This window comes from Kitasatospora purpeofusca (genome assembly GCF_034043715.1).
Lineage (GTDB): Bacteria > Actinomycetota > Actinomycetes > Streptomycetales > Streptomycetaceae > Kitasatospora > Kitasatospora purpeofusca_A.
Genome location: NZ_JAXCLC010000065.1, coordinates 1 through 15760, shown reverse-complemented (window position 1 = coordinate 15760; position 15760 = coordinate 1). Strand labels below are relative to the sequence as shown.

General features: G+C 73.5%; 16 protein-coding genes. 12 read left to right on the top strand and 4 right to left on the bottom strand.

What is annotated here, in order from left to right; translation table 11 throughout:
* Positions 1 to 90 precede the first annotated feature (90 nt).
* The 6 genes from SM793_RS27940 to SM793_RS27915 all read left to right on the top strand — a co-directional run bounded on the left by SM793_RS27940 (position 91) and on the right by SM793_RS27915 (position 5915).
* Entirely contained in the window at positions 91 to 1137 is a 1047-nt protein-coding gene (locus tag SM793_RS27940) for an MBL fold metallo-hydrolase (protein WP_320441062.1), read from the top strand.
* A gap of 136 nt (positions 1138 to 1273) precedes the next feature.
* Entirely contained in the window at positions 1274 to 3175 is a 1902-nt protein-coding gene (locus tag SM793_RS27935) for an ATP-binding protein (RefSeq protein ID WP_320441061.1), read from the top strand.
* 95 nt (positions 3176 to 3270) lie between these two features.
* Positions 3271 to 3663: a roadblock/LC7 domain-containing protein gene (locus SM793_RS27930; RefSeq protein ID WP_030394988.1), complete on the top strand. Its 393-nt coding sequence runs from the start codon at positions 3271 to 3273 to the stop codon at positions 3661 to 3663.
* A complete protein-coding gene (locus SM793_RS27925; RefSeq protein WP_320441060.1) occupies positions 3660 to 4022 on the top strand; it encodes a DUF742 domain-containing protein in 363 nt (120 codons plus the stop codon). The genes SM793_RS27930 and SM793_RS27925 overlap by 4 nt, the downstream gene beginning before the upstream one ends.
* Complete coding sequence (locus tag SM793_RS27920) at positions 4000 to 4635, top strand: GTP-binding protein (protein ID WP_413816047.1); 636 nt, start codon at positions 4000 to 4002, stop codon at positions 4633 to 4635. The genes SM793_RS27925 and SM793_RS27920 overlap by 23 nt, the downstream gene beginning before the upstream one ends.
* Positions 4632 to 5915 (top strand): cytochrome P450, encoded by a 1284-nt coding sequence (locus SM793_RS27915; RefSeq protein ID WP_320441059.1) that lies wholly within the window; start codon positions 4632 to 4634, stop codon positions 5913 to 5915. The genes SM793_RS27920 and SM793_RS27915 overlap by 4 nt, the downstream gene beginning before the upstream one ends.
* 142 nt (positions 5916 to 6057) lie before the next feature.
* Here the strand turns inward: SM793_RS27915 and msrB are convergent, their stop codons facing one another.
* The 4 genes from msrB to SM793_RS27895 all read right to left on the bottom strand — a co-directional run bounded on the left by msrB (position 6058) and on the right by SM793_RS27895 (position 9426).
* A complete protein-coding gene (msrB, locus tag SM793_RS27910; RefSeq protein WP_320441058.1) occupies positions 6058 to 6462 on the bottom strand; it encodes a peptide-methionine (R)-S-oxide reductase MsrB in 405 nt (134 codons plus the stop codon).
* A 21-nt stretch (positions 6463 to 6483) separates the two neighbouring features.
* Positions 6484 to 7908, bottom strand: coding sequence for a UDP-N-acetylmuramate--L-alanine ligase (gene murC, locus SM793_RS27905; RefSeq protein ID WP_320441057.1), 1425 nt, complete (start codon positions 7906 to 7908; stop codon positions 6484 to 6486).
* A 145-nt stretch (positions 7909 to 8053) separates the two neighbouring features.
* A complete protein-coding gene (locus tag SM793_RS27900) occupies positions 8054 to 8515 on the bottom strand; it encodes an indole-3-glycerol phosphate synthase (RefSeq protein ID WP_320441056.1) in 462 nt (153 codons plus the stop codon).
* A 143-nt stretch (positions 8516 to 8658) separates the two neighbouring features.
* The gene (locus tag SM793_RS27895; RefSeq protein ID WP_320441055.1) at positions 8659 to 9426 is read right to left on the bottom strand and encodes a pyrimidine reductase family protein; all 768 of its coding nucleotides are present in this window, start codon (positions 9424 to 9426) and stop codon (positions 8659 to 8661) included.
* Between the two features lie 89 nt (positions 9427 to 9515).
* On the opposite strand from SM793_RS27895, the gene zapE reads away from it, so the two are divergent.
* From zapE to SM793_RS27865, 6 genes are all read left to right on the top strand, one after another.
* Positions 9516 to 10568: a cell division protein ZapE gene (zapE, locus tag SM793_RS27890; RefSeq protein WP_413816049.1), complete on the top strand. Its 1053-nt coding sequence runs from the start codon at positions 9516 to 9518 to the stop codon at positions 10566 to 10568.
* Positions 10569 to 10636: 68 nt separating this feature from the next.
* Positions 10637 to 11059: a type II toxin-antitoxin system RelE/ParE family toxin gene (locus SM793_RS27885; protein ID WP_320441053.1), complete on the top strand. Its 423-nt coding sequence runs from the start codon at positions 10637 to 10639 to the stop codon at positions 11057 to 11059.
* A gap of 111 nt (positions 11060 to 11170) precedes the next feature.
* Positions 11171 to 11479 carry a helix-turn-helix transcriptional regulator gene (locus SM793_RS27880; protein WP_320441052.1) on the top strand — a complete coding sequence of 103 codons (309 nt, stop codon included), beginning with the start codon at positions 11171 to 11173 and terminating at the stop codon, positions 11477 to 11479.
* Positions 11480 to 11523: 44 nt separating this feature from the next.
* Positions 11524 to 13626, top strand: a complete 2103-nt coding sequence (uvrB, locus tag SM793_RS27875) for an excinuclease ABC subunit UvrB (RefSeq protein WP_320441051.1) — start codon at positions 11524 to 11526, stop codon at positions 13624 to 13626.
* A gap of 267 nt (positions 13627 to 13893) precedes the next feature.
* Positions 13894 to 14475: a TerD family protein gene (locus tag SM793_RS27870; protein ID WP_320441050.1), complete on the top strand. Its 582-nt coding sequence runs from the start codon at positions 13894 to 13896 to the stop codon at positions 14473 to 14475.
* A 212-nt stretch (positions 14476 to 14687) separates the two neighbouring features.
* Positions 14688 to 15689 carry a TerC family protein gene (locus SM793_RS27865; protein WP_320441049.1) on the top strand — a complete coding sequence of 334 codons (1002 nt, stop codon included), beginning with the start codon at positions 14688 to 14690 and terminating at the stop codon, positions 15687 to 15689.
* The last annotated feature ends 71 nt before the right edge of the window (positions 15690 to 15760 follow it).

Below are 15760 nucleotides of genomic sequence, written 5' to 3'. Positions count from 1 at the left end.
GGGGCGGGACGGGAGAGTCCGGGGCGGGGAATGGCCGAAAACGCCAGGGTTTCGCTCCATCGCTGTCACATCATCGGCATAATCGCGCCCATGACGATCAACCGTGCGAACGTGAGCGCGATTGCCGAGGACCTGTACGTCTGGCTCCCGCCGAAGCGGGGCTGGGGCCTGGCCAACTGCGGACTGCTCGCCGGGCGACGGACAGCGTTGTGGATCGACACCCCCTACGACCCCTCCCTGGCCGCCGAGTTCCTCGCCGAGAGCCGCGAGCGGCTGGCCGACGGCGTCGATGTCGACCGGATCGTCGTCACCCACGCCAACGGCGACCACCTCTGGGGCGCGGGCGTGCTGCCGGACGCCGAAGTGATCGCCACCCGCGAGGCGTTGGAGCACATCCACTGGGAGCCGACGCCCCAGCAGACCCACGCGCTGGTCACCGGGAGCGACCCGGACTCGCCGCTCGGCGACTACCTCCGGCGCCACTTCGGGCAGTTCGACTGGTCCGGGACCGAGCCCGTCCACCCGGACACCGTCTTCCAGGGCGAACTGGAACTGCGGGTGGGGGAGTACCCGGTGCAGATCACCGGCCTGCCCGCCGCCCACACCGGCGGCGACCTCATCGTCCACCTCCCGCACCAGCGCGCGGTGTTCGCCGGCGACGTGATCTTCGGATCGACCGCCGCCCAGCCCGGGGACCACCCCTCGCACTGGGCCGGTCCGCTGGAGAACGTCATCGCCGCCTGCGAGCGGATCCTGGCCACCGGCGCCCGGATCATCGTGCCCGGCCACGGACCGGTGCTCGACCGGCCGGGCGTCCACGAGCACATCGCCTACCTCGGCCACGTCCGCGAGCGTACCCACGCCCTGCACACCGCCGGCCTCACCGCGCTGGACGCGGCCCGCCGCATCATCGCCGAGCGGCGGTACCCCGAACTCGGCCTGCCCGAGCGGCTGGTGCTCACCGTCGGCGCCGAGTACCGGCACCTGGACGGCGGCGAGGTGCCGAACATCCTGGCGGCGATGAGCCAGGTGGCACAGGTGGCCCGCGAACTCGACGCGGGCGCCGACGCGGACGCCGACGCGGACGCCGACCGCCGGGCACCCCGGGCGCGCGCGGACGACCACGCCACGGCCTGAGCCCCGGCGCCGTCCCGCGGCACCCGGCACCGGCTCCACCGCCCGACCGGCGGCCCCCGACCGCCGGTCGGCCCGGCCCGCCACCGCCCCTCCCGACCGAGCCCGCTCTTCGTACAAGGAAACTCCGAGGACGTCGATGACGCAGTTCCTGGTACCGGCCCTGGCGCTGATCGCGCTCGCCGCGCTCGTGGCCGCCGCGCTCCTGGCGCGCGGTCGCTCGCGCGCGGCGGCCCGGGCCGACGCCGCCGAGGCCGCCTCCGGCCTGGCCGCCGAACGCGCCCGCGCCGCCGAGGGACAGACCGCCCGGGCCGAGCAGCAGGCCCGCGAGGCCGGGGCCGAGGCACGGCAGGCGGCCGCGGAGGCCGGCGGCGCGGCCGACCGCGCGCTGGCCGCCGAGGACCGCGCCCACCGGGCGGAGAACCGGGCCGCCGAGGCCGGACAGCGCGCCGCCGAGGCCGACCAGCGGGCGTCCGCCGCCGAGCAGCGCGCCGCGGCGGCCGGGGCCGGCGTCGCCGCCCTGCTGGCGGAGATCGGCCACCTCGCCACCGAGCGGGTCGCCGCCGCCGCCCTGCGGCTGAGCCACCCCAACGCACCGGTCGCCGGGCCGCTCGACGCCGCCGCCGTCGGCCCGGACGCCGTGCGGGCCCTGCAGGCCGTCCTGGACGCGGCCGCCGCCGCCGTCACCGAGGAGCGGGAGCGCGTCGACGCCGCCGCCCGCTCCGCGATGCGCGGCGCCACGTCCAAGATCCAGACCCTGCTCTACCAGATCCAGAGCCTGGTCCAGCAGCTCCAGGACGACAACGACGACCCCCGGCTGCTGGAGGTCGACTTCCGCAACGAGGTCGCGCTGCGCCGGATCCAGACCGTCGCCGTGCTCTGCGAGGCCTGGCCGGGCCTGGCCCGCACCGACTCGCCGCTCGCCGAGGTGGTGGTCGGCGCGCTCTCCCGGGTGCCCGGCTACGCCCGCATCAAGGTGGCCAACCACCTGCGCGAGGGCCGGCTGGCCGTGGTGGCCCGGGCCGCCGAGCCGGTGGCCATCGCGGTCGCCGAACTGCTCGCCAACGCCACCGCCTACTCGCACCCCGAGACGGAGGTACCGGTCACCCTCCAGCAGGGCGGCCGGGGCGCGCTGGTGATCGTCGACGACAGCGGCATCGGGATGGAGGAGGACCAGCTCCGCCGGGCCCGCCGACTGCTCGCGGGACCGTCCGACGTGCTGCTCACCGAGCTGGGCAACCCGCCGCGGACCGGGTTCGCGGTGGTCGGCAAGCTGGCCCGGCAGTACGGCTTCTCCTGCCACGTCGAGCCCTCCCCGTACGGGGGGATGCGCGCCCTGGTCCGGATCCCGGCCGGGCTGCTGACGGTGGTGGACGAGGAGCAGCCGCTGTCGGTACTCACCCCGCTCCCGCTGCGGTCCGGAGCCGGTCCTGCCGCTCCGGCCCCCACTGCGGGCGGACGCGCGCGCGAGGGTGTCCCGGCGATCCATGTCGTCCCCCCGGTGCCGGACCGGCCGGGCCCGGCCGAGCCGCCGCGTCCGTCGGACCTGCCGCGTCCGTCCGACGGGCCGCCGGTGCACGCCGTCCCGTCGGTGCGGGCGGTGCCGGACGAGCCCGGCGCGCCGGACGACGGCACCGGACTGCCCAGCCGCCGCCGGCGTCGGCCGGTGCCCGCGCAGCCCTCGCCCGCCGACGGTGCCGCGGCGCCCGCGCCCGGCGCGGTCCGCCCGGTGCGGACGCCCGAGCAGGCGGCCGCCCGCTGGCAGGCGCTCCAGCAGGGCACCGGCTCCGGCCGTGCCGCCGTCGCGGAGGCCGTCACCGCGGAGGCCGCCGAGCCGCGCCCGGCCGCCGTCACCGAGGCCACCACCACCGCCGAGGCCCCCGTCACCGAGGCCGACGCCCCCCAGAGCCCCCACTCCCCGTCCCCCGAGGCGTCCGGCCCCGCCGGCGCCGACCGGGCGGCCCCGCCCCGCCCCGACGCCGCCCACACCGGCGCCGGTCCTGCGGCGGCGTCCGGCCGCCGGAGCACCCAGACCTCCTGAGGAGCCGCGCCGTGAGCAGCACGTCCAGCCCCAGCACCGCCACCCCCGCACCCGCCACCGCGCCCACCGGCGGCGCCCCGGCCGCCGCCGAAGGGATCGGGTGGGTGCTGAGCCCGCTCCTGGAGCTGCCGGGCGTCGTCCACGCGGTGATCGCCACCGGTGACGGCCTGGTCGAGGCCGCCTCGGCCGGCCTCGGCCGCGCCTCCGCCGAGCGGGTCGCCGCGATGACCGCCACCGTCCACGCGGCCGCCCGCGCGTTCACCACCGCCTTCACCGACACCGAGCAGCCCCGGCTGGCGCAGACCGTGGTCGAGTCCGAGCTGGGCTTCGCCGTCGTCGTCCCGGCCGGGGAGAACACCTCGCTCGCGGTGTTCACCACGCCCGAGGCCCAGCTCGGCAACGTCGCCTACCAGATGCAGGTCCAGGTGGCAGCCCTCGGCCGCGCCCTGGCCAGCCCGGCCAGGCGGCAGGACGCCCCGCGGTCATGACCGCCGTCCCCCGCAGGCGGATGGTGCCCGCCTACCTGGCCACCGGCGGCCGGGCCCGCGCCGGCGCCGACGGATTCGAACGGCTCACCGTGCTGTTCGCGACCGGCGCCGAGCACCCCGAGGCGCTCACCGAGCTGGAGGCCGAGCACCGGCGGCTCTGGGAACTGCTGCGACCCGGCGCGCTCACCGTCGTGGAGGCCGCGGCGCACCTGCGGCTCCCGGTCAGCGCGACCGTCTTCCTCGCGGCCGACCTGGTCGAGGCGGGCTGCCTGCACGCCCGCGCGCCGATCCCCCGCGCCCAGCAGACCGACCGCTCCCTCGTCGAGAGGCTCCTCGTTGGACTCCGCACTCTCCGGTAGGCCGCCCGGTCCGGAGCGCCCGGACCGGGTGGGCTACCTGCCCGACCCCGAACAGACGCTGATGAAGCTCGTGGTCGCCGGCCCCTTCGGCGTCGGCAAGACGACCTTCATCCGCACCCTCTCGGAGATCCCCACCCTGCACACCGAGGAGGCGATGACCGAGACCGGCGCCCCCGTCGACGACCTGGCCGGCCTCCCCGGCAAGGCCACCACCACGGTCGCGGTCGACTTCGGCCGGCTCACCCTGCCCGGCGAGGTGGTGCTGTACATGTTCGGCACCCCCGGCCAGCGGCGGTTCTTCCCGCTCTGGCAGGACATCGCCCGCGGCGCCCTCGGCGCCCTGGTCCTGGCGGACACCCGCCGGCTCGCCGACTCCTTCGAGATCATGGACATGGTCGAGGAGCAGGGCCTGCCGTACGCGGTCGCCGTCAACCGCTTCCCCGGATCGCCGGCGCACCCGCCCGAGGTGCTCCGCGCCCACCTCGACCTGCACCCGGCCACCCCGCTGGTGCTCTGCGACGCCCGCGAGCGCGGCTCCAGCCTGGACGCCCTGATCGCCCTCACCGAACACGTCCTGCACGGCCTGCCGCCCTCCGCCCCGGAGCAGTCATGACCACCCCCATCGCCCAGCCCACCACCGCCCAGCCCACCACCGCCCAGCCCACCACCGCGCAGCCTTCGACCGCCCAGCCCCCGACCGCGCAGCCCCCGACCGCCCTTCACGGCCCGGCCTTCGCCGCCGACCCGCAGACCGTCTACGAGCGGCTGCGCCGGCAGGGCCCGGTCGCCCCGGTGGAGATCGCGCCCGGCGTCGGAGCCCTGCTGGTCACCGACTACCAGGCCGCGCTGGACCTGCTGCGCGACACCGACACCTACTCCAAGGACTCCCGGGCCTGGCAGCAGACCGTCCCCCCGGACTCCCCGCTGCTGCCGGTGCTCGGCTACCGGCCGACCGCGCTGTTCAGCGACGGCGAGACGCACGCCCGCTACCGGCAGGTGATCACCGACGGCCTCGCGCTGCTGGAGCCGCACCTGCTGCAGCGCCGGGTCGCCGAGGTCGCCCACCGGCTGATCGGCACCTTCGGGGCCACCGGGACCGCCGACCTCATCGCCGACTACGCCCGCCGGCTGCCCGTCCACGTGGTCACCACCTGGTTCGGCGTGCCCGACGAGCACCGGGAGCGGCTGGTGGCCGGCATCGTCGGCATGATCGAGTCCACCCGGCAGGCGGTGACCGCGTACGCGGACCTCGTCGCCGTGGTCACCGCGATGGTCGCCGAGCGCCGCGAGCGCCCCCGGCACGACCTCACCTCGTGGTTCCTCACCCACCCGGCGGGGCTCGACAACGACGAGGTGGTCCGGCAGATCACCCTGACCATGATCGCCGGGAACGAGCCGACCACCAACCTCATCGGCAACGCCCTGCGCCGGCTGCTCACCGACGCCCGCTACGCCGGCTCGCTGTTCGGCGGCGCGATGACGGCGCACCAGGCGATCGACGAGGTGCTCTGGCACGAGCCGCCGCTGGCCAACCTCTCCGCCCACTACCCGCGCTGCGACACCGTCCTGCACGGCCGGGCGATCCCGGCCGGCTCGCTCGTCCTGGTCTCCTACGCCGCCGCCAACTCCGAGGCCGCACCGCCGGCCGACAGCCCCGACACCGCCGGGCTGCGCAGCGGCGAATCGGCGCACCTGGCCTGGGCGGCCGGCCCGCACGCCTGCCCGGCCCGCGACCCGGCCCTGCTGATCGCGATCACCGCCGTCGAGCAGCTGACCAGCCGGATCGGCGACCTGGAACTCGCCGAGCCCGCCGACACCCTGCGCTGGCGCCCGGGCCCCTTCCACCGCGCCCTGGTCCGCCTCCCGGTCCGCTTCACCCCGCTGGCCGGATAGCAGCGGGCCGGGCAGCAGTAGCCCGGGCAGCTGTAGCCCGGGCAGCTGTAGCCCGGGCAGCTGTGGCCCCGGACGGCAGTGCCCCGGACAGCAGTGGGCCCGGCACCCCGTCGGGGTACCGGGCCCACGCGGCCGGTCGCCGCTACTCCGCCGGCTTGAGCGTCAGCGAGACGCTGTTGATGCAGTACCGCTGGTCGGTCGGCGTGCCGTAGCCCTCGCCCTCGAAGACGTGGCCCAGGTGGCCGCCGCAGCGGGCGCAGCGGACCTCGACCCGGCGCATGCCGAGCGTGGTGTCCTCGATGTACTGGACGCTGTCGCCGGCGAGCGGCGCGTAGTAGGACGGCCAGCCGCAGTGGCTGTCGAACTTGGTCTCCGAGCTGAACAGCTCGGCCCCGCAGGCCCGGCAGCTGTAGACGCCGACGGTCCTGGTGTCGGTGTACTCGCCGGTGAACGGGCGCTCGGTGCCGGCCTCCCGGAGGACGTGGTACTCCTCCGGGGAGAGCTGCTCACGCCACTCGGCGTCGGTCTTCTCGATCTCGTAGCTCATGACGGCTCCAGGTCGGGGGACTCAGACGTTGGTGGGAACGTTCGCGAGGTGCTGCGAGCCCCTCTCGATGTTCTCAAGGATGGCCGGGCCCAGGTTGGTGACGTCCCCGGCGCCCATGGTGAGCAGCAGGTCGCCCGGGCGGGCCAGGCCGGCCAGCAGGGCCGGGGCGGCGTCGAAGTCGTGCTCGGCGGTGACCTCGGCGCCGGCCCGGCGGGCGGCGTCCAGGATCAGCTCGCTGGTGACACCGGGGATCGGGTCCTCGCGGGCCGGGTAGATGTCCAGCACCACGGAGGCGTCGGCGAGCGCCAGCGCGGCGCCCATCTCCTCGGCGAGCTGCTGGGTGCGGCTGAACAGGTGCGGCTGGAACACCACCAGCACCCGGCCCTCGGTGGCCTCCCGGATCGCCTCCAGGTCGGCGGTCATCTCGGTCGGGTGGTGGGCGTAGGAGTCGATCACCTGGACGCCGCCCGCCTCGCCCTTGAGCTGCAGCCGGCGGCGCACGCCGGTGTAGGCGCCGAGGGCCTTGGCCAGGTCCGCGGCCGGGACGCCCAGCGCGACGCCGGCGGCCAGCGCGGCGACCGCGTTGTGGGCGTAGTGCCGGCCGGGCACCGAGACGGTGAAGCCCAGCTCCTCGCCGTCCAGCAGCACGGTGACCTCGCTGGTCATGCCGTGCGCGACGACCGACAGCACCCGCAGGTCGGCGTCCTCGGCGGCGCCGACGGTGACCACGTTCAGGCCCTCGCGGCCGGCCACCCGGGCGGTCAGCTCGCGGGCGCCGTCGTGGTCGGCGGAGACCACCAGGGTGCCGCCGGGGGTGATCCGGGCGACGAAGGTCTCGAAGGACTCGTGGATCTCGTCGATCGAGGCGTAGTTGGCGTGGTGGTCCAGCTCCACGTTGAGCACGATCGCCACCTCGGGCGCGTACTTGTGGAAGCTGCGGTCGCTCTCGTCGGCCTCGGCGACGAAGATCTCGCCGGTGCCGTGGTGGGCGTTGGAACCGGGGGCGTCGAGGTCGCCGCCGATCGCGTAGGACGGGTCCAGGCCCAGTTCGCCGAGGGCGACGGCGAGCATGCTGGTGGTGGTGGTCTTGCCGTGGGTGCCGGCCACCGCCAGCGCCCGGCGGCCGCCCATCAGCGCGGCGAGCGCGTCGGAGCGGTGCACCACCGGGATGCCGCGCTCGCGGGCCGCGGCCAGCTCCGGGTTGTCGGCGCGGATGGCGCTGGAGACCACGATGCTGCTCGCGCCGTCCGGCACGTTCCCGGCGGCGTGGCCGATGTGGACGCCGGCGCCGAGGGCGCGCAGCGCGAGGACGGTCTCGGACTCCTTGGAGTCGCTGCCGGAGACGCTGGCCCCGCGCACCGCGAGGATCTTCGCCAGGCCGGACATGCCGGCGCCGCCGATGCCGATGAAGTGCGGGGCGTGCAGGTCGTGCGCGGCGTCGTTCAAGGCGGGGCTCCGTACGGGCGGGGACGGGGGGAGGTGCGGACGACGGCGCATCGTCCTCGCGGCCGGGGCACACCGGACCGCAAGGACGATTCTGCACCACGACGGCGTCCGGACCCCTCCCCGCCCGGCGCGGGGAGGGCCGGGGTCAGGAGTCGCTGGCGAACAGCCGCAGCACCGGGACGCCCACCTTGTGGCGGGCCTGGGAGGCCCAGTCGCGGTGGAAGAACTCCTCCACGAAGTGCGGGGACGTGAGCACCACCACCTCGTCGGCCCGGTGCTCCTCCACCACGGCGCGCAGCCGCTCCAGCGGCTTCTCCTCGACCAGTTCGCCGACCGCCTCGGCACCGGCCTCGCGCAGGTGGCGCAGGCTGTGCTCCAGCGACTCGGTGGCGACCGTGGGCCCGCTCCCGGTCTCGTCGTGCTCGTGCACCACCTTGTCGAGGTGGCCGAGGGCGACGTCGTCCAGCGCCCGCAGCAGCTCGTCCTGCTTGCCGCGCGGCTGCATCAGGACGACGAAGGACACCTTCTCCTCGCTGTGCAGCGTGGTGACGAGCTCCACGTCGGCGTCGGAGAGCGCCTTTTCGATCATCAGTACCGTCTTGAACACGTGAGTCCCTTCCAGATACCGGGCCCCCGGGCCCCGGCTTCGCATCCCATACTGCCCGGCGGAAGCTTTCCGCACGCTGCTCACCCGGCACACGGGCCACGCGGAGGAAGTCCCAGAAGGGAGCGGGGTCACGGTCCCGGAGGTCACGGGGTCGGCGGACGCAGGTAACGGGTGAAGAGGAATCCTTTCTGCTCGATCAATGAGACCAGCCGCATCCGTCGCACGTCAGGCATTTCCGCATCGTGGATGATGCGCGGCGCGTCGCCGCCGGTGATCAGCGGGGCCAGCGACAGGCAGAGCTCGTCCAGCAGGTCCGCGGCGGCCAGCTGCCCCAGCAGCCGGGGGCCGCCCTCGGTCAGCATCCGCGTCCAGCCCCGGTCCGCCAGCGCCGCGACCGCCGCCCGCAGGTCCACCGAACCCCGTCCGACCGCGATCACCTCGGCCACCTCGGCCACCGCGTCCAGGCTGCGTGCCGGCGCGTCCTCGGTGGTGACCACCACCGTGCGCACCAGCGGCTCGGTGAACAGCGGCGCCGCGAGGTCCAGGCCCAGCGAGCGGCTGACGACCGCGATCACCGGGGCCGGTGCCTGCCCGGCCGCCCGGCGCGCCGCGGCGAACGCGGCCGGCGCCCCGGCCGGCCCGTACCCCTCCGCCCGGACCGTCTCGGCGCCCACCAGCACCACGTCCGACAGCGCCCGCAGCACCCCGAAGATCCGCTTGTCGGCCGTGCTCGACAGGCCCGCCGAGAGCCCGTCCAGCCGCGCCCCGCCGTCCAGGCCGGCCACCATGTTGGCGCGCAGCCACGGGCGGCCCCGATCCACCTGCCCGGGGTACGCGTACACGGCGGCGAGCGCCTCCGACGACTCCGGATCCTCGAACGCCGCCCCCGGCGGACTGATCAGCTGCTGCATGCTTCCAGTCTCGCAGCGGCCGGGGTCGGAGTCCGCGCCGAGCGGGCGTACCCTTGACCACCGTGCCCGCAGCCTCCCGCCCCGCCACCGTGACCGAGCCGACAGCCGGCGCCACCGGTTCGCCGATCGCCCTCACCGACCGCCGCCCGGTCGTGCCCGCCGAGCGCCTGGTCGCCGAGATGGTGCCGCCGCCGCGCTTCTCCGACGTGAGCTTCGGGACGTACCTCCCGGACCCGGGCCAGCCCAGCCAGTACGAGGCCGTGCAGGTCCTGGAGCAGTTCGCGGGCGCGCTCAACGGCGGGAACGGCGCCGCGCCCAAGCGCGGCTGGTTCCGCCGCGGCACCCCCGCCCCGGCCGGCCCGGCCGGCATCTACCTCGACGGCGGCTACGGCGTCGGCAAGACCCACTTGCTCGCCTCGCTCTGGCACGCCGTCCCCGGCCCCAAGGCCTTCGGCACCTTCGTCGAGCTCACCAACCTGGTCGGCGCGCTCGGCTTCCAGCAGGCCGTGCGGACCCTGTCCGACCACCGCCTGCTGTGCATCGACGAGTTCGAGCTGGACGACCCGGGCGACACCGTCCTGGTCTCCACCCTGCTCGGCCGCCTGGTCGAGAACGGCGTCAAGCTGTGCGCCACCTCGAACACCCTGCCGGAGAAGCTGGGCGAGGGCCGGTTCGCCGCCGCCGACTTCCTGCGCGAGATCCAGGGCCTGTCGGCGCACTTCCGCCCGATGCGGATCGACGGCCAGGACTACCGCCACCGCGGCCTGCCCGACGCCCCGCCGCCCTACCGGGACACCGAGGTCGACGCCGTCGCCGCCCGCACCCCCGGCGCCTCCTTGGACGACTTCGACACCCTGCTCGCCCACCTCCCCGCCGTCCACCCCAGCCGCTACGGCGCCCTCCTGGACGACGTGACCGCCGTCTGCCTGCGCGGCGTCCGCCAGGTCGACGACCAGTCCACCGCCCTGCGCCTGGTCGTCCTCGCCGACCGCATGTACGACCGCGAACTCCCCGTCACCGCCTCCGGCCTCCCCTTCGACCAGGTCTTCCCCGAGGAGATGCTCCGCGGCGGCTACCGCAAGAAGTACCTCCGCGCCGTCTCCCGCCTCGTCGCCCTCGCCCGGGACAGCGCCAAGAACTGACAGCGTGACCTCCGCCCCGGTCGGGCGTTGCTCCCTGCGGTACGGAAGGGAGACCGGGAGGGGAGCACGTGACCGGCGACGGGGCGGCCTGGAAGATCGAGATCGAGCCCGAGGTGCGGGCCTGGCTGCGTACCTGCTCGACGGCCGAGTACCGGACGGCCGAGCGTGCCGCCGACCGGCTGGCCGAGGACGGCGAACTGATGCGGTTCCCGCTGGCCAGCCATCTCGGCGGTCCGCTGCGGGAGCTGCGGATCGGGTCGATGCGGATCACGTACTGGCTCGCCCCCGGTCGACGGGCTGTGCTGCTGACGGTCTTCCGCAAGACCAGGGCGTGTCTTTCGGATCACGCCGGGCGGGCGACGCCGGGGCACGCACCTCGACGGCTTCTCGTCGGTCGCCGATGCTCCGCATGGACTCCCTCCTCGGCACCGCCAATGCACGCACCCCAACGCCGCCCGCCCATCCGACGTGACCCGAAGGACACGCCCTAGGAGCCGCGAGAGCGACGAGGTCGGGCGGGCGCACCGGGCGCAGAAGGTGTGCGAGGCCGAGCACGGGCCCGCCGGCGAGCACGAGGTCTACGACAGGGACGAGGAGGAGCGATGAGCGGCGGCTACCACACCCGCTGGGTCGTGCCACCGGAACACCGGGAGACCGAGGAGTACCGGGCCGCGGGTCGGCGGATGGCGCTGGCCGAGGCGGTGCACGCCCGCCGTTCGGCTCTCGGCTGGACTCTCGCCGAGCTCGCCGAACGGACCGGCCTGGACGAGGAGACCGTCGAGAGCATCGAGGAGAGCGGGGTCGACCCCACGCTGCCGCTGATCGAGCGGTTGGCCGCCGCCTTCGACTCGGCGGTCCGCATCGACCCCGCGGCGGAGCCCGCGATCACCTTTGAGGCGCATGCGGCCTGAGTGAACGGTCTCCGGTTGTCGGTGCTGGGTCGTACGGTGGTGGCGTGCGACCCATCACGAGTATTGAGCGGTCAGTGGCGCCCTTCGAGGTCGTCAGTCCCTACCAGCCCAATGGTGACCAGCCGGCGGCGATCGCCGAGCTGGAGCGGCGGATCCGGGCCGGGGAGAAGGACGTCGTCCTGCTCGGTGCCACCGGTACCGGCAAGTCGGCCACCACGGCCTGGATGATCGAGAAGCTGCAGCGGCCCACCCTGGTGATGGCGCCGAACAAGACGCTGGCGGCGCAGCTGGCGAACGAGTTCCGCGAGCTGCTGCCCAACAACGCGGTCGAGTACTTCGTCTCGTACTACGACTACTACCAGCCCGAGGCGTACGTCCCGCAGACGGACACCTACATCGAGAAGGACTCCTCGATCAACGAGGAGGTCGAGCGGCTGCGCCACTCGGCGACCAACTCGCTGCTCACCCGCCGGGACGTGATCGTGGTCGCGTCCGTGTCCTGCATCTACGGCCTCGGCACCCCGCAGGAGTACGTGGACCGGATGGTGCGGTTGAAGGTCGGCGAGGAGATCGACCGGGACGTGCTGCTGCGCCGTTTCGTCGACATCCAGTACACCCGCAACGACCTGGCCTTCACCCGCGGCACCTTCCGGGTCCGCGGCGACACCATCGAGATCTTCCCGGTCTACGAGGAGCTGGCCGTCCGGATCGAGATGTTCGGCGACGAGATCGAGGCGCTGTACACGCTGCACCCGCTCACCGGCGAGATCATCAGCCAGGACGACTCCGTGTACGTCTTCCCGGCCTCGCACTACGTGGCCGGTCCGGAGCGGATGGAGCGCGCGGTCACCGACATCGAGAAGGAGCTGGAGCAGACCCTCGCGAGGATGGAGAAGCAGGGCAAGCTCCTGGAGGCCCAGCGGCTGCGCATGCGCACCACCTACGACCTCGAGATGCTCCGCCAGATCGGCACCTGCTCCGGGGTCGAGAACTACTCGATGCACTTCGACGGCCGCGAGCCCGGCTCCCCGCCGAACACCCTGCTGGACTACTTCCCGGAGGACTTCCTCCTGGTCATCGACGAGTCGCACGTCACGGTGCCGCAGATCGGTGCCATGTACGAGGGCGACGCCTCGCGCAAGCGGACCCTGGTCGAGCACGGCTTCCGGCTGCCCTCGGCGATGGACAACCGCCCGTTGAAGTGGGAGGAGTTCCTGGAGCGGATCGGCCAGACCGTCTACCTGTCGGCGACCCCGGGGAAGTTCGAGCTGTCCCGGGGTGACGGCCAGGTCGAGCAGATCATCCGCCCGACCGGCCTGATCGACCCCGAGGTGATCGTCAAGCCGACCGAGGGCCAGATCGACGACCTGGTGCACGAGGTCCGCAAGCGGGTGGAGAAGGACGAGCGGGTCCTGGTCACCACCCTCACCAAGAAGATGTCCGAGGACCTCACCGACTACATGCTCGGCCTGGACATCCGGGTCCGGTACCTGCACAGCGACATCGACACGCTGCGCCGGGTCGAGCTGCTGCGCGAGCTGCGGGCCGGCGAGTACGACGTGCTGGTGGGCATCAACCTGCTCCGCGAGGGCCTGGACCTGCCCGAGGTGTCGCTGGTGGCGATCCTCGACGCGGACAAGGAGGGCTTCCTGCGCTCCGGCACCTCGCTGATCCAGACCATCGGCCGCGCGGCCCGGAACGTCTCCGGCCAGGTCCACATGTACGCGGACCGGATCACCCCGGCGATGGAGAAGGCCATCGACGAGACCAACCGCCGCCGGGAGGTCCAGCAGGCGTACAACAAGAAGCACGGGATCGACCCGCAGCCGCTGCGCAAGAAGATCGGCGACATCCTGGCCACCCTCGCCCGCGAGGACGTGGACACCGACGAGCTGCTGTCCACCGGCTACCGCGCGCCCGGCGGCAAGGGGGCCAAGGGCAAGGCACCGGTGCCGGCCCTGGGTGCCGACCAGAAGCCGGCGAAGTCGATGCCGGCGGCCGAGCTGGCCGAGCTGATCCAGTCGATGACCGAGCGGATGCACGCCGCCGCGACCGACCTCCAGTTCGAGGTGGCGGCCCGGCTGCGCGACGAGGTCAAGGAGCTGAAGCGGGAGCTGCGGCAGATGCGGGAGGCCGGTATCGCGTAGCGGTCGCCCGCCGACGCCGGATCGGCACCGGACCGGTCACCGGGCGTGGCCGGTTCTCGGACCGGCCGCCCCGGGCGGCGCGTCGCGGCCCCGGTGAAGGGGTAGACGGCGGGAAAGGCGTTCGACCGCAGGGCCTAGGCTGGCCTGCGGTGCCGTCCGTGTCGGGCGGCCGGAAAGAGGGGGCCTCAGCCGGGGGACGGCAACGGGGTGTTCCACCGTGGAGCCGGCGCGGGGATCCCGTGCGGCCGGGCAGAGAGGACAACCGCCGTGTCGGTGTACCTGGCCAAGGGACAGCGGGTCAGCCTGCAGAAGGGCCCGGGGGAGACGCTCACCGTGGTCCGGATGGGCCTGGGCTGGCGGGCGGCGCCCCGGCGGGGCCTGTTCAGCGGCCGGACGCGGCAGATCGACCTGGACGCCTCGGCGCTGCTGTACGCCGAGCGGACCCCGTCCGACGTGGTCTTCTTCCAGCACCTGGAGAGCTCCGACGGCTCGGTCCGGCACACCGGGGACAACCTGGTCGGCGGCTCCGGGGCGGGGGAGGACGACGAGGCGATCCTGGTCGACCTGGCGCACGTGCCGCCGCACATCACCCAGGTGGTGTTCACGGTCAGCTCCTACACCGGGCAGACCTTCGCCGAGGTGCAGAACGCGCACTGCCGGCTGGTGGACGAGTCGACCGGGCTGGAGCTGGCCCGCTACGACCTGACCGGCGGCGGTCCGCACACCGGGCAGATCATGGCGAAGGTGTTCCGGGACGGCGCCGGGGGCTGGGAGATGCAGGCGATCGGCGCCCCGGCGAAGGGCCGGTCCTTCCAGGACCTGCTGCCGGCCATCGAGCCGTTCCTCTGACGGTCCTTTACCTTCTTTACCTTTCCTTGGGAGTGCTGTTACCCTTCTTGCAGCGGAGGGGAGTATTCCCTCGCAGTCGTCCCCGTCATCACGGATGTCCATCGCGGCATCCCGGGGCGCTGGTCCGCGGGCGCGCAGTGGCGCGTCCGACGGGCGGAAGAGACCTCCGGCAGTGACGATGACTGTCTCGCCTACCTGCCGGAGGAGCAGTAGTGGACGTTTCCCTAAGTTTGTGGGTCGGCACGATCGTGGTGCTGTTGGCCCTGGTCGTGGCCGACTTCTTCATCGGCGGCCGTAAGCCGCACGAGGTCTCGATCAAGGAAGCCGGTGTCTGGACCACGGTCTGGGTGGTGCTGGCGGCGCTCTTCGGCGGGTTCCTCTGGTGGCACTCCGGCGCGACACCGGCCGGTGAGTTCTTCGCCGGCTACATCACCGAGAAGTCGCTCAGTGTCGACAACCTGTTCGTCTTCATCCTGATCATGGGCAAGTTCGCGGTGCCGAGGATCTACCAGCAGCGCGTGCTGATGTTCGGTGTGATCATCGCCCTGGTGCTGCGCGCGGTCTTCATCGCCGGCGGTGCCGCGCTGGTCGCCCAGTTCTCCTGGGTGTTCTTCATCTTCGGCGGCTTCCTGATCTGGACGGCCTGGAAGCTGATCAAGGAGGCGCGGGCCGACGAGGAGGACGAGGAGTTCGAGGAGAACCGCCTGCTCAAGTCGATCGAGCAGCGCTTCCCGTCGACCGACAAGTACCACGGCACCAAGCTCTTCATCCGGGAGAACGGCCGCCGGCTGATGACCCCGATGCTGATCGTCATGCTGGCGATCGGCACCACCGACGTCCTGTTCGCGCTGGACTCGATCCCGGCGATCTTCGGCCTGACCCAGGACCCGTACATCGTCTTCACCGCCAACGCCTTCGCCCTGATGGGTCTGCGGCAGCTGTACTTCCTCATCGGCGGGCTGCTGAAGAAGCTGGTCCACCTGTCGTACGGCCTGTCGGTCATCCTGGGCTTCATCGGGGTGAAGCTGGTGCTGCACGCGCTGCACGAGCAGGGTGTGCATGTGCCGGAGATCGGCATCCCGCTCTCGCTGGGCTTCATCGTGGTGGTGCTCGCCGTCACCACCGTGACCAGCCTGATGGCCTCCAAGAAGGCCGCCCTGGCCGAGCAGTCGGAGCAGGGCGGGCGGGGCGAGCCGGAGAAGCTGGACGCCTGACGCACCTCTCCCCGGAACGGGCGGGGCCCCGGCCCCAACACGAGGGCGCGGGGGCCCCCCCCGCGGACGGG

What these genes read in the sequence shown, in the direction of transcription:
- SM793_RS27940 (WP_320441062.1), top strand. Translation starts at nt 91, where the DNA reads ATGACGATCAACCGTGCGAACGTGAGCGCGATTGCCGAGGACCTGTAC.
- SM793_RS27935 (WP_320441061.1), top strand. Translation starts at nt 1,274, where the DNA reads ATGACGCAGTTCCTGGTACCGGCCCTGGCGCTGATCGCGCTCGCCGCG.
- SM793_RS27925 (WP_320441060.1), top strand. Translation starts at nt 3,660, where the DNA reads ATGACCGCCGTCCCCCGCAGGCGGATGGTGCCCGCCTACCTGGCCACC.
- SM793_RS27915 (WP_320441059.1), top strand. Translation starts at nt 4,632, where the DNA reads ATGACCACCCCCATCGCCCAGCCCACCACCGCCCAGCCCACCACCGCC.
- msrB (WP_320441058.1), bottom strand. Translation starts at nt 6,462, where the DNA reads ATGAGCTACGAGATCGAGAAGACCGACGCCGAGTGGCGTGAGCAGCTC.
- SM793_RS27895 (WP_320441055.1), bottom strand. Translation starts at nt 9,426, where the DNA reads ATGCAGCAGCTGATCAGTCCGCCGGGGGCGGCGTTCGAGGATCCGGAG.
- SM793_RS27880 (WP_320441052.1), top strand. Translation starts at nt 11,171, where the DNA reads ATGAGCGGCGGCTACCACACCCGCTGGGTCGTGCCACCGGAACACCGG.